General features: G+C 42.9%; 18 protein-coding genes and 1 riboswitch. Of the genes, 6 read left to right on the top strand and 12 right to left on the bottom strand.

The genetic code is table 11. The features are described from left to right. Nucleotides 1-23: 23 nt before the first annotated feature. From BUA14_RS09915 to BUA14_RS09865, 11 genes are all read right to left on the bottom strand, one after another. Nucleotides 24-479 carry a MarR family winged helix-turn-helix transcriptional regulator gene (locus tag BUA14_RS09915; protein WP_072772460.1) on the bottom strand — a complete coding sequence of 152 codons (456 nt, stop codon included), beginning with the start codon at nucleotides 477-479 and terminating at the stop codon, nucleotides 24-26. Between the two features lie 240 nt (nucleotides 480-719). Further along, nucleotides 720-2,057, bottom strand: coding sequence for a B12-binding domain-containing radical SAM protein (locus BUA14_RS09910; RefSeq protein WP_072772459.1), 1,338 nt, complete (start codon nucleotides 2,055-2,057; stop codon nucleotides 720-722). Between the two features lie 95 nt (nucleotides 2,058-2,152). Then, nucleotides 2,153-2,617 (bottom strand): hypothetical protein, encoded by a 465-nt coding sequence (locus BUA14_RS09905; protein ID WP_072772458.1) that lies wholly within the window; start codon nucleotides 2,615-2,617, stop codon nucleotides 2,153-2,155. Then, a complete protein-coding gene (locus tag BUA14_RS09900) occupies nucleotides 2,614-2,820 on the bottom strand; it encodes a helix-turn-helix transcriptional regulator (protein WP_072772457.1) in 207 nt (68 codons plus the stop codon). The genes BUA14_RS09905 and BUA14_RS09900 overlap by 4 nt, the downstream gene beginning before the upstream one ends. Before the next feature lie 207 nt (nucleotides 2,821-3,027). Then, on the bottom strand, nucleotides 3,028-3,396 hold the full coding sequence (locus BUA14_RS09895) for a hypothetical protein (RefSeq protein ID WP_242954619.1): 369 nt from the start codon (nucleotides 3,394-3,396) through the stop codon (nucleotides 3,028-3,030). 82 nt (nucleotides 3,397-3,478) lie between these two features. Then, a complete protein-coding gene (locus tag BUA14_RS09890; RefSeq protein ID WP_242954618.1) occupies nucleotides 3,479-4,051 on the bottom strand; it encodes an RNA polymerase sigma factor in 573 nt (190 codons plus the stop codon). Nucleotides 4,052-4,240: 189 nt separating this feature from the next. Beyond that, nucleotides 4,241-5,371 carry a GGDEF domain-containing protein gene (locus BUA14_RS09885; protein WP_072772456.1) on the bottom strand — a complete coding sequence of 377 codons (1,131 nt, stop codon included), beginning with the start codon at nucleotides 5,369-5,371 and terminating at the stop codon, nucleotides 4,241-4,243. Between the two features lie 381 nt (nucleotides 5,372-5,752). After that, nucleotides 5,753-6,004: a spore coat protein gene (locus BUA14_RS09880; RefSeq protein WP_072772455.1), complete on the bottom strand. Its 252-nt coding sequence runs from the start codon at nucleotides 6,002-6,004 to the stop codon at nucleotides 5,753-5,755. A 15-nt stretch (nucleotides 6,005-6,019) separates the two neighbouring features. Next, a complete protein-coding gene (locus tag BUA14_RS09875; protein WP_072772454.1) occupies nucleotides 6,020-6,205 on the bottom strand; it encodes a hypothetical protein in 186 nt (61 codons plus the stop codon). Between the two features lie 132 nt (nucleotides 6,206-6,337). Next, entirely contained in the window at nucleotides 6,338-7,123 is a 786-nt protein-coding gene (locus BUA14_RS09870; protein WP_072772453.1) for a universal stress protein, read from the bottom strand. A 36-nt stretch (nucleotides 7,124-7,159) separates the two neighbouring features. After that, nucleotides 7,160-7,232: riboswitch (Fluoride riboswitch) on the bottom strand. A gap of 25 nt (nucleotides 7,233-7,257) precedes the next feature. Beyond that, nucleotides 7,258-7,623, bottom strand: coding sequence for a winged helix-turn-helix transcriptional regulator (locus tag BUA14_RS09865; protein WP_072772452.1), 366 nt, complete (start codon nucleotides 7,621-7,623; stop codon nucleotides 7,258-7,260). A gap of 123 nt (nucleotides 7,624-7,746) precedes the next feature. Between BUA14_RS09865 and BUA14_RS09860 the strand changes: the two genes are divergently transcribed. The 4 genes from BUA14_RS09860 (at nucleotide 7,747) to BUA14_RS27870 (ending at nucleotide 10,164) form a co-directional block, all read left to right on the top strand. Then, complete coding sequence (locus BUA14_RS09860; RefSeq protein WP_072772451.1) at nucleotides 7,747-8,052, top strand: pyridoxamine 5'-phosphate oxidase family protein; 306 nt, start codon at nucleotides 7,747-7,749, stop codon at nucleotides 8,050-8,052. Nucleotides 8,053-8,224: 172 nt separating this feature from the next. Further along, a complete protein-coding gene (locus tag BUA14_RS09855; RefSeq protein WP_072772450.1) occupies nucleotides 8,225-8,899 on the top strand; it encodes a response regulator transcription factor in 675 nt (224 codons plus the stop codon). Next, the gene (locus BUA14_RS09850; RefSeq protein WP_072772449.1) at nucleotides 8,896-9,936 is read left to right on the top strand and encodes a HAMP domain-containing sensor histidine kinase; all 1,041 of its coding nucleotides are present in this window, start codon (nucleotides 8,896-8,898) and stop codon (nucleotides 9,934-9,936) included. The genes BUA14_RS09855 and BUA14_RS09850 overlap by 4 nt, the downstream gene beginning before the upstream one ends. Before the next feature lie 72 nt (nucleotides 9,937-10,008). Continuing rightward, entirely contained in the window at nucleotides 10,009-10,164 is a 156-nt protein-coding gene (locus BUA14_RS27870) for a hypothetical protein (RefSeq protein WP_178371667.1), read from the top strand. A gap of 121 nt (nucleotides 10,165-10,285) precedes the next feature. Here BUA14_RS27870 and BUA14_RS09845 read toward each other — a convergent pair whose 3' ends face one another. Next, a complete protein-coding gene (locus tag BUA14_RS09845) occupies nucleotides 10,286-10,843 on the bottom strand; it encodes a DUF3795 domain-containing protein (protein WP_072772448.1) in 558 nt (185 codons plus the stop codon). A gap of 203 nt (nucleotides 10,844-11,046) precedes the next feature. On the opposite strand from BUA14_RS09845, the gene BUA14_RS09840 reads away from it, so the two are divergent. Beyond that, complete coding sequence (locus tag BUA14_RS09840; RefSeq protein ID WP_072772447.1) at nucleotides 11,047-11,904, top strand: AraC family transcriptional regulator; 858 nt, start codon at nucleotides 11,047-11,049, stop codon at nucleotides 11,902-11,904. A gap of 618 nt (nucleotides 11,905-12,522) precedes the next feature. Then, nucleotides 12,523-12,936 (top strand): TOBE domain-containing protein, encoded by a 414-nt coding sequence (locus BUA14_RS09830; protein ID WP_072772445.1) that lies wholly within the window; start codon nucleotides 12,523-12,525, stop codon nucleotides 12,934-12,936. The last annotated feature ends 81 nt before the right edge of the window (nucleotides 12,937-13,017 follow it).

The following is a 13,017-nucleotide window of genomic DNA, read 5'->3' as shown; positions in this document are numbered from 1 at the left end:
CTTCTCCTCCTCAGACCGTCTTTTTACCTGTGCCTGCGTTCATAATCGGCGATATTATCCAGCATTTTATATAAAATCCGCCTGGCGGTTTCCCGCTCCTCCTCTGTAAAATCTTTGGCCAGAATTCGGTTCAATCCTTTAAACACTTCATGAAATTCCTCTTCAAAATCCCTTGCTTTTGCTGTAACATAGACAATTTTTTTACGGCCGTCTTTAGGATCTTCTTCCCTGTATACATAACCTTCTTCTTCAAGCTTTTTCAAGGCTCTCGCTGTGTTTGCCTTATCGATATTGAGTAGTTCGCTTAGCTCTTCCTGGGTTATGCCATCGTAATTAAACAGCAATTGGGTCAAAAATGCCCATTGTCCCTGTCCGATGTTATAGTCTTTGATATTTCTGCCGATATAGGTCTGACTATAACGATCGATGGCTGAAATAGCCTTGATCAGTGATTTTCTTTTGTCTATACGCTCGTTCATGCTCTTCCCTTTGCTTATGTAGTTAGTAGTTCTGAATAACTAGTTGCGAAAGCAACGAATTATTCCTAATAAATTTACTTTATTTGATGCTTTTCAACACACGTTATTAATATGCTATACTATTCAATCAAATCTGTCAATCATCCTATTCAAGGAATATGACTTTTTCTATAACAACAATGGGCGGGTCGTACATGACAAGAGTTGAGGAGACCATCCCACTGAGAAAAAGATTGAATCCTACTTTACCCGATAAGAGATCCACGCTGCCAGCCGCCCTACGGTTCTCATGAGGATAATCCGCGCCAGCGCCGATGTAAACCTACCGAATTTACGGTATAAAATATTAAATAAAAAATAAGATTTGCGCTGGGCCTTATGTTCCGGCCTACGGCGCCATATATTGGGAAAGGAATAAAACTCAAAGTAGATCCATAGATAGCCCTTATCTAATTCCTCTGCCGTCATTCCCTTGGGCTGAAAGACCACATGAGCAGTATTGTACTTTGACAGCTCATGATCGAGTATGCGGCCTTCCTCTTTCATCCGGCCATGCAACTCTGTGCCGGGATAGGGAGTGAGAATATGAGAAGTTAAGGTTTCAATTTTGTTCCTGACCAGCCAATCCAGTGTTCTCTGAAAAACATCCGGTTCATCCCCGTCCAGACCAAAGACCATGCTGGCATTGATCATAATGCCCCGGCTGTGAATTTCCGTGATAATCTTTTCATACTTCTCGAACTGGTTATCCTTATTTACTCCATGCAATGAGGAATTATTGATCGATTCAAAACCGATAAAAAGGCTCTGGCAGCCCGTCTCCGCCATCAAATCCAGCACATCGGGATAGTCGGCAATTTTCGTCGTGACGGCAGCACTCCATTTTAACTCCCTGCCCTGCAGATTATTAAGCAGTTCACGAGTATAGGCGGGCACACCGATGAAATTATCGTCAATAAAAAGGATATGCCGGGTTCCCAGGCCTTCAATATCTCTGAGCACATCCGCAACAGGGCGACGGATATACATCCTGTTCCGGCAGCTGTTATAGCAGAAGCCACAGCGGTTGGGACAGCCGCGGCTTGTGGTAATGATATTGGTATAGAGGTAGCGGTCTTTATCGATTCTGTTATAAGCCGGCGAAGCAATCTCCTCGCCCCGGAAACCTGCCATATCATGATAGACCCGTTGTAATCTGCCTTCTTCCGCATCTTCGATCATCCGTGTCCATACCCGCTCGGCGGCGCCAATACAAATAGCGTCGAAATATCCACTGCACTCGTCCGGGCTGCTGGTAACATGGATCCCCCCGGCCACGACAGGTATCCCCAGCCGGCGAAACTTTTCAGCAATCTCTACAGCCCTGGGCATGACATCCAAAGTAATGGTGATGCCAACCAGCTCCGCGCCGCAAGCATAATCTATTTTCTCCACATTCTCATTTACCATAATCACCTCGTGACCCTCAGGTGTGAGACCCATCAGAGTAAGCAATGACAAGGGAGGAGCCATCCGGGTCTTTAGATCCGTATCCATAGGCCTTTTATTCATTTTAGGCTGGATCAGTACAATTTTCATAATCTCTTATCTCCACTGCTGTTTTCCAGCTTCTAATTTCCAGCTACTATCTTCTATCTTTTAGCTTTTATCTACTATCCACCAGCTTCTATCTTTTACCTCCATCTGCATATCAGCACATAAACCAGATCCGCCAGGACTACCGTCACCCAATGGATAACGATAAACAGCGTAAACTTTTCCACAATACCGTTAGGTTCACTTAAAACCAGCAAATAGAATATGGCAATAGCGGCGAGAGTAAGAATCGTCGCTACCGCCAAGCACTTGAGCAGGACGTCTGTGTGATATTCATCATAAGGGTGCCTGCGCGTCAAAAGCATCAACACAACCAAAATAGACAGGGCTATCAGGGTATAGGCGATGTAAGCATGATATCCGGACGCCAGAAAATGGCTCCAGCCGGTCCAAAAGGAATCTCTGCCGTCCGACCGGTCGTAGTACAAAATATTAACAAACTCAACATGACCGGAAGTTATCAGAAAGATTAAACTGTAGAAAGCAGTAAAGAGGCTTAGTCCGATAGCATTGGTGGCCGGATTCTTAAGCAGTTGCTTCATTTTCTATCCTCCTCAATGAAAAGAAAGAGTTCCTCAATGGACACCTTAAAAAGTTTGGCCAGATCATAAGCAAGCCATAGGGAAGGATCAAATTTACCTGTCTCTATGGCATTGATGGCTTGACGGGAAACTCCCACTTTTTCTCCCAGCTCTTTTTGAGTAAGTCCCCATTCTTCGCGAAGACGCTTTACATTATTCTGCACGGCATTACCCCCTGTTATGATGTCAGGTACACCTTACATAAAAATAGCAGATCGGCGGTATGGTGTCAAGTCAACCTTACATTATGGATAAAAAACACTATATTCCCTCCATCCTTCTCTATTTTTGCTCTAATAAAAAAACCGCACGAACTAATCATGCGGATCTTTTATGCTGAGAATCAGGTGACAAAAGATGTTATGGATAAATTATTGCCCCAGCATTTCATCAAGATAGGTTTGGGCTTTTGCGGGGTTAGCCATTGACTTATCCATCGGCAGGTCAAACACGACGCTTGCCCCATCAAAATTCGGGTCGGCTGTCAGCACACCCGTATTTTCATCATACTTAAATGCCTCTGAATTGTAGAACGAGCCAGTATTAACGCCGAGATATAAGCCTCTGTCAGCAAACATGGCTACTTCGTCGCAGTCAATGATTCGGTACATTACGCCATCCACGACATTTTCGATATAGCCGCCGTTCAGGGTATGGGCATTGACTTGCCACGGCTTCAGCCCCTTGATATAGGGGGAAACATAGAACGACGGGTAATTCTCATCCTGCGCAGCCGGCATAGGCCTCCCGTCCTTCTTTTGGATGGCAACCACGGTGTAGGTGCGGTCGCTGAGAATATCGCCATTGCTGTTGTAGGTGGGGTTATCGGTAATGTCCTGGCCCGACACAAGGCCGAGCAGGGTAAATGTATAATCGCCTGATGAAACGGACTGATTGATGTGCCACCAATCCTTTCTCGACAAGTTTTCTCGCTTTGAATAATCTGCTCTTGACCGTACCGGCCGGTAACTTCAAGGTTACGGCTATATCCGGCACACTCATTTCCACCGTATAGTACAGGATTGTCGGGATTTTGAATTTATCAGGCAAGGCTTCAACCAATTCCTGGACGATACGAATTTCCTCCTGCTCCATAAAGCTGACTTCCGTACTGACGTTACTCGGCACATTTTCGTCTAACGGCTCTGCGGGAGCCAAGCGGTTGCGGCGGGCATACTTGCGTTTCCAGCCTTTCCAGATAAAAACGGCTGTGGAAAAGATAAAGCCTTTGGGATTGGCCGAATCATTTAATTTGGGTAGTTGTTCAAATATCTTTGAAAATGTTTCTTGAAATAAATCGTCTGCATCCTCTCTGGAATATGTAAGGCTGCGGCAAAACTTATAAAGGGAATCGCCGTACTCGTCCACGAGGCCGGCAAGCATAACAAGTTCCAATGTAGACCTCCTTTCGAAATCCCGTACACCTGTAAATAGTCGCGGAATCATGAACGGTTCACTTATATATAAAGATTCCTAATCAAAGAATAGGTATCAGGTATGTAGATGAATACAAAGCAGGGCTGATGCAAAACGAAAACTATTGTTCGTTGAGCAGCAGCCCCTTCTATTCCCATATCTTTATTTTTAAGCATTTTTTTGTTTGTCCATATACATCAATTGATCTATTCTTTTCAGAAAAGCCGTGGTTGTCGTTTCCGGTTCCTTTGCACAGCAATCATAGCCGATGCTGAGGCAGATCTCATAGGGAGTTATCTTTTCCAGATTAAACTGCGACACTTTTTCACTAAACCTCTGCACCGCTGAGATAAGCTCCGCCCGGTCATCAATTTCCATAACTATAACAAACTCATCTCCACCGTATCTGGCGATAAAATCCGTTTTTCGGAAAGTTTTTCTAAGAATTTGCGCTGTATATTTTAATGCCTGGTCGCCACTGTCATGCCCATAGGAGTCGTTGATGGTTTTAAAAGAATCTATATCAATCATAATACCGGCAATCAGATGATGGCGCTGATTTTTTATCTTCTCCTGAAGATAATTATCAAGATATCTCCGATTATAAACACCTGTCAGATAATCCGTATTCAGCTGATCTTTTTGGATATTGATAAAGATAATCAAGATAGATAAGGTTGAAGCTATCCAAATCATGACTGCTCCGGGAAACATGAATTGAATAACCCCGCCTACCATCGGCGGAATGGCAAAAAAGAGCAGGTACGCATACTCTTTTTGATCGATTTTTTTCCTGTTCCTGATTAAGAATGCGCTGGTGTAAATGATCATATAAAGGCATATTCCTAACAGAAGAAAAATAAAACGGCCTCGATGATAACCATTGTCCTCGTCAAAGATAAAGTAAATATTCGTAAAAATACTGGCAACGGATAAAATCAAGTTGACTAAAACCGGAAGGAGTATGGGGAATAACACTTTGGTCAAACGCTCTTTGCTGCTATAAATATAAAAATCCACATAATAGTACCAGATCATACAAATGACCGGATTTAAAGTATTATAGAATATGATTGACGCTATACTCAGCGTTCTCGCCAGGCTGCCCGGCTCACCATCTAAGATCCATAGCATCGAGTCCAACACCAAAAGAAGAACATTGGTGGAAATCAAAAGAAAAAAAAGCTTCTGATCCAGTGAATACTGACGGTCTGGGCGACGCATGTTCAAAAAAATTACGCATAAGATGGTAATCGCAAAAAAATTTAATTCCACATAGTGTACTATCAATGGCATCATTATAGGGTCACTTCCTCAGAACTTTAAATCTTCCTATTTTCCAGCGCCATGCCACAAACAAGTGAAACTGAGAGCCTTAATATCTTTAATTCTACAAAATAGATCATAAAACCTTGTCGTGGCCGTTTTTTATATATTCCAGAACACGATCAGCTCCTAATCTATAAAGAAAACCCCGGCTTCGCCGTGCCTTAAACCCATGCTTGCAAATGAGGCGAAGTCGCTGGTTGCCCTTATACTAACTGGAATCTTGTCTTTCCCAATACTCCTTCAGTTGTTGAATTGCCTATAGATTTACTATATAAATAAAAAAGCCTGGCCTAAAGCCAAGCTTTTCTATTCGTTTAAATTTCAGTTGAATCCAGTTTAAAGTTTTTCTTATTATTGGCCGGTAACCTGGGATTTAGTCTGCTGGACTTCATCATCTTTAGCCATAAGAGCAGGCTTATAATACCCTTTAGCCTGGGCCATCTGGAACAGCTTATACTGGGATGCTTCATCGTTATTGCGGATCTGTTGAATGGTAGAACGCAGCTCGGGGTTCGCGCATTCGGAAATAGTGTTGGCATAGAAGGTCAGACTGCTCTTTACAGAGGAAAGAGCATCATTGACCATGACTTTTTCGTCTATCATTTCTTATTTCCTCCTTTAGTTCAAAAAGCCTAACAATTGTTGTTTGGTTTTCATAGCATCCTGTGCACCATCTGAAAAAAATTGCTTAATTTCAGGATCGGTCGCTTGCTGGGCATAAGCCTGCAATTTTTGGTGGGCAGTTTCATGAGCACCAATCAAATGGCGCAGATTTTGCAGTTCAACTTGGTTTAATTGTGACATATTAAAAACTCCTTTCAAGATATTTCCGTACTTAGTATTTCAGAATGCAGGCATAATATTCATGATAAAACACTCAGTTTCCAATCATACCGTTTCGGTATATCAAATTCATCCTATGACACGGGGCTTTCACTATATCTCTATACTTTCAAATCTTGTTGCATAATGAAATTTTAATAGCTTGGTCATTTGTGTGTTGACGATTTCAATATGATCCATCTTTCCAAAATTCACTAAAATCTCCAAGCGAATTTCCCGCTCATCCCCTTCATTAAGATCATAGTAGGGGGGTTGATGGTTTTGCGGAGGAAGCATCCAGGTACCCCCATCAGGATTATAAGTCAAATGATTCATACGGAGACTGCCTTCAATCACAGTAATTTTATATATACATTTGCCGACCTGAACCGGAAGCAGACAGGAATTTGGTCCAAGGCTGAGCTGCCCACTAAGGGTGATGATATCGTCCAGGTATTCGCATTGGTGCATTTTTCGCGGGGATTTTTTAGTATCACTGTTTTCCGGAACAATCATAACGATGCATTTTGCATATTTAACGACATGTTCTGTAACAGAACCGATTTTCTGAACCCATCCTATCCTGGTCGATTTCGTCATCACGATAATATCTGTGTCGTTTTGCCTGGCACAAGTTAAAATTGCCTCGCCGGCATGCCCAAATACGACTTCCTTTTTGAGGTCATAACCGTTTAATTGATATGCCACGGCATCCAAAGTTGATTCTAACGGAGATTTTGCTTTTTCAACTTCTTTCTCCGAATACAAATGTTCTACATCTTCCCGGACCATTAAGAGAACGATTCTTACATCATTTGGTTGATAAAGTGACTTCACCAAATCGACAGATTTCATGCTTCGCTCTGTCCCATCAATAGGAATCAAAATGTTTCTCACCATTTTTCATCTCCTCAAATAAAGAAGCTGACGATTCTGCTCCAGGCAGAAGTCATCAGCTTTAAAAGCGGTTCCGGCAATGCCGAGGGAGTACTTCATTCCCTTTGCGTTATTGTAGCATATATACAGCCTTCTTTTCAAGATTCCTTCGTATGAACCTTGACACCCCATTGGGCCAGTTGCATCAGAATAGGCATCAGATCGTCGCAGGCCTCGGTGAGTGTATATTCGACCCGCACAGGCATCTCCATATACTGCCGGCGGACGATCAGCCCGTCCTCCTCCAGTTCCTTTAATGAACTAACCAGCATGGTGTTCGTGATCCCGGCAATTTTGCGCTTCAGGGTATTATATCGCGTCGTCCCGTCCTGATGGAGCGCGCATAGTATGGACAGCTTCCACTTCCCGCCGATGATCTTCAGCGCGCTTCCCAGCGGACAGTACTCCATGCAGGGGCATTTGGTTTCGCAGGAGACGACACACTTTACATCTCTCTCAGTCATATTTTCCTTACCTGCCTATAATTTTCTGCGTACTTGAATTTAATTTCTATTATACTAATATTGTACTAGGTAGCAATTTAAGAGTAAATAGCTATCTAGTACTTTACATAAGGAGAGGATAAAATGATTATCAACGACGACATCAAAGCTGTTATTGAGGGTTCCGCCTTTGTTACGCTTGTCACAGTAGGATCAGACGGAACACCACACCCGATCATCGCCGGCAAAGGTGAGGTTTCGGGAGATCAGGTGATTTTCGGCATCTATAAGATGGAAGTCACGCAGAAGAACCTGAAAACAAACGATAAGGCATGGATTGTCGGCGCTACCAAAGAAGGCGGCCCGAAAGGTTATCGCCTTTCCGGCACAGCCCAAGCCGTCGACAAACAGCTCATCTTCACTGCACAAACAGCGGAGAAGATGCTATAAGGTGAGGGTTTAATCTTAATCTTTCCAGCTGATCAAAAAGCCACCGGGCTAATAATACCCTGTGGCTTTTTATGTATATAAATTTGCTCTTGGGTCATAGTGAGGACATATTGGTTTGTTATACTGTCGGAGAAATTTACCCCAACTATACCCCGGAAAGGTGATACAGCCGATGTTTAGAATATTGGTGGTTGAGGATAACAAAAATCTTAGAACACTCATAGCGGCCCGCCTGAAACAAGCCGGCTATCAGGCTTTTCAGGCAGTGGATGGAGAAAAAGCGCTGGCGATTCTTGACAGTGAACAAATCGATCTCATGATAACCGATATCATGATGCCGGTCATCAATGGTTATCAACTGACAGAAATGCTGCGGCAGGCTCATTATGATCTGCCGGTTCTTATGGTTACTGCCAAGGAAAGTTTTGCAGACAAGGAAAAAGGGTTCCGGGTCGGTACGGATGATTATATGGTAAAGCCCATCAATATGAATGAATTGATCCTGCGGGTGGAAGCGATTTTACGGCGTGCAAAAATTGCCAACGACCATAAACTGCAGATTGGGAATGTGGTGCTGGATTATGATACCTTAACGGTTACCGCACCTGATATGACCTATGAGCTTCCTAAAAAAGAATTTTATCTTCTGTTTAAATTGTTAAGCTATCCGAAAAAGATTTTTACCCGCCAGCAGCTCATGGATGAAATCTGGGGTATGGACTCGGAAGCCAATGACCGTACGGTGGACAGCCATATCAAGAAGCTCCGCAAGAAATTTGAAAGCCGGCCGGAATTTCAAATTATAACCATCCGCGGACTGGGCTACAAAGCGGAGAGAATGCTATGATCAAAAAAATATCCCGTTCTATCCGTGCCAAATCCACACTGATCGCTTTGGTTATTCTGTGCTTTTCCTGTGCCGCCTCCTTGGGGCTTGCTACAGGATATTACACGCTGTTTTTGAACGACGGCCGGGAATTGGCACCAGGCACGCTGATTTGTTTGCTGGCAGGGGTCGTCGTGGCTTGCTCTGTTATCGGCTTTATCCTGCTTTATTTTGCCGCTAAATTTATCTCCGATCCTCTGATTCATATGAGCACCGCAACCAAGGAGATCGCGAAGGGCAACTTTGACGTTGTCATTGAGCATAAGAGCGAAGATGAATTAGGAATACTGGCCAAAAATTTCACCCTAATGGCTGCTGAGCTAAAAACAATGGAGTACCTGCGCAAAGACTTTATGAGCAATGTCTCCCACGAATTCAAGACCCCCATAGCCTCTATTCAAGGTTTTGTGGAAATGCTCCAGGACAGAAATCTTTCCGATGAAGAATTTGATCAATATACTCAGATCATTATCGAAGAAACAAGCCGCTTAAATCGTTTGTGCTCCAATATGCTGAAAATGTCACGGCTGGACAATCAGGTGATTTATGATAAATCGGTGTCATTTTCCCTGGATGAGCATATTCGCAAGGTGGTCCTCCTGCTGGAAGAACAGTGGAGCAAAAAAAATCTTGATTTGGATATTTATCTGGAACCGATTATGTATTGGGGTGATCCGGAACTGCTGCAGCAACTCTGGATGAATTTGATTGAGAATGGGATCAAATTCTCCCCTGAGCATAGGACCATTACGATTACCGCCAAAGAACTATCGACCACCATATTGGTTAACATAGCGGATGAGGGAATCGGGATTGCCGAGGAAAACGTCAGCCGGATTTTTGAGAAATTTTATCAGGCCGACACATCACATGCCCAGGCGGGAAACGGATTGGGGCTGGCTATTGTGAAACGGATTGTAGAGCTGTGCGGCGGAACTATACAATGTGAAAGCAAACCAGGTGCCGGAACCACGTTTACTGTAATCTTGCCTAAATAAAATTCCATAGGCCATATTGAGGTCACAAACCAGATGTACAATAGCCTTACAAAAATCAAAGGAGGCCTCACTATGAAGTACACTACTCCACCTAAAGGGTTGCCCCAAAAATGTTTAAACCGCAAATCTCCTTACATGGCCGGAACCCGGATATGGTGCTCATTTTGCAAATATACCGGCGGCAATTTATGCTCACCGGTATGCAAACTTATCGGTTACAAAGATTAAATAGACAGTCTGTTCGTTCATCGTCATAATAAAAAACCGAGGCCGCAGAGTCTCGGTTCTTTATTGCCCTCTGACATCTGAAATTTTACATTCGTAACCATCAAGTCCTTTAGTATACTTTTTATTTCTTGCGTAATTTCAAGGTGATGTTTCGCTGTTCCGCCATTGCCTGCAATAAACCAACCGCAGAGGCCGCTTTTTCTTTTAAAGGAGCATCCGATCCTGTTTCAGATATAAGCTGCTCCAATACCTGTTTTATATCTTCTGCTTCCAAAAGGTTGACCGCAAGACAAAACAAACTCTTCCGCCGTCCATCATCGTAGTTGGCCAACAGTTCTTCCAACATACCGACCTTTTCGTTCAATTCCTGTCTATAGGTGTCAATCCCCCATCTTTTCGCTTTCTCCATGTCTCTGAACTGATGCAAGTGAGTGATGAAAGAATCCGCTTGGTCAGCACCCTCATATTTTGGGCAGGGAAATTGATTACACTGATAACAATATTCAAACCCCTTGCGCTGACTGCAAGATAACACCCCGCATTTAGGATGTTTGGCAAGAAAATCTTTCCCGGCACAACCGGGACATTGTGATGCTCCATTCATTTGATAACGTGGGCACAGTCCGCAATTTAATCCACAAGCTGAGAACAATGAATAGTCTCTTTGTTTATATTCCATACTTAACCTCCCCTAATTCTCTCAATTGTTATGAGGATCATTGTTTTACAAGTGAAATCTATTATAATTGGCTATAGGCCTTGCTGAAGGTAGGATCAAAAAAAATTAATCTAAGCCTCAGACAAGACAAAACATGGCATAAAAAGTCGGACCTAACTCCATGAAAATTGATAGGATATATCTACAGACAGGAGGTAACAATTGTGGGCTGGATTGAAGGTATCAGTGACGCAATCAACTATATCGAAGACAATATCACCGAAGAACTGACCATAGATAATATTGCAAAACAGGCATTTGTGTCCTCGTTTTATTTCCAAAAGGGCTTTGCCATGCTTTGCGGTTTTACGGTTGGAGAGTATATCCGGCAGCGCAGGCTCACCCTTGCCGGCAGTGAGCTTGTTTCTACTGATGGAAAAATTATTGATATTGCTTTGAAATACGGTTATGACTCACCGGATAGTTTCACGAAAGCATTCCTTCGTTTCCACGGTGTCACACCTACTGCTGTTCGAAAAGACGGAGCAATGATCAAAACTTTTGCTCCCCTAAAAATCAAATTTTCATTGGAAGGCGGTTTTATCATGGATTACAGAATTATTGAAAAAGAAGCGTTCACTATCATGGGTATATCTAAGGTGTTTAAGTATGATACTGCGGGAACAGAAATTCCGAAGTTCTGGACAGAACATTATCAAACGGGAAAAAACAAGATTGTCTGCGGAATGTACGGAGTATGTGTAGATGAGAGCATGGGCTCAGATGAGTTCGAGTATCTGATCGCGGACGATTATGCTTCCTCCAGCGAACTTCCGGATGGCTTTATTACAAAGGTTATTCCGAAACACTCCTGGGCTGTTTTTGCCTGCAAAGGCGCTATGCCCCAATCCCTGCAAAATACGAATCAAAAAATCTTCTCCGAATGGCTGCCTAATTGCAAGGATTATGAAATTGCAGCGGGGTACAATATTGAAATGTACACCAATATAGCGGATTATCCGAACGGGAACCAGGATGAAAACTATTACAGCGAAATTTGGATTCCTGTTCAGAAAAAATAAGCGTTAAGATGGAACCAAGCAATTCTCTCAAGAGGATGCATGGTTCCTCTTTTTTGTTACAATGCTTTATGTCATCCCTGCTCATATCAAATTCACCTGCTTTTCCAACGGTGACCTTATAACCACGGCGTAGCAGTTCTATAAAAACAATATTCTTAAAAATGAGGCTAATATCCTTCAATGTAGTATTTTTCATTGACAGTGAGAATCTTCTTTCCCTGCAAATCCTGTCTGCGGACACGATAGAAAAGAAAGGCATCCTCACCAGCCTTAATATAGTTCAATATTGTTTCTGGTGCAACAGTGCGTCCCTCACTTTTGAGATATTTTGAAATTGCCGTAGCAGAGAAGGTCATCCCAACATTTGCCATCATATAGGAATTGATGCACTTTTCCCAGCCGGTGACTCCCTGAATCTCATCAAAAAACAGATATACCTTAGATATATCTTCATTCGAAACGATAAAGACATACCCTAACCATAGGCTGTTGGCTATGTAAAATATAGAATTATTGAATTGGATATATGGTATCTTATAAAGTATTATTTAGATATCACGAAGAAAGATGCCATTCTTTCTTGTATTTAAACCATTAATGGCGATAGAAAGGATAAACATGATTAGTGCAAGAAATCAATTTACGGGGAAAGTTGAATCTATCCAGGAAGGTACAGTAAACTCCATCGTGACCTTAAAAACCGACAAAGGTGAAACAATTACGGCCACGATTTCCCTGGCATCAGTAAAGGACTTGGATCTTGCTCCTGGGAAAACAGCGACAGCAGTGATCAAGGCCACGGAAGTGATGATCGGCGTCGGTGAAATGCAGCTCAGCGCACGGAATCAGCTTGCAGGTGAAATTGTTAAGGTAGAAAACGGCACAGTAAATGCGATCGTGACCTTAAAAACCGACGGCGGAATGATGATTACTTCCACGATCTCTATGCTTGCCGTGAAAGAACTTGATCTTGAGCCCGGCGTCAAAGCCAAAGCGATTATTAAAGCGACTTCCGTAATGATTGCCGTTTAAGACAGAACATATTTCCGGCCATCTTAGAATCTCCTGAAACATAAAACCCCGGAGGATTCCCAAAGTAAGCTATGCTTAAGG

Source organism: Desulfitobacterium chlororespirans DSM 11544, assembly GCF_900143285.1.
Lineage (GTDB): Bacteria > Bacillota > Desulfitobacteriia > Desulfitobacteriales > Desulfitobacteriaceae > Desulfitobacterium > Desulfitobacterium chlororespirans.
The sequence above is the reverse complement of the archived record's forward strand: the minus strand, read 5'-3'. Positions and strand labels throughout refer to the sequence as shown.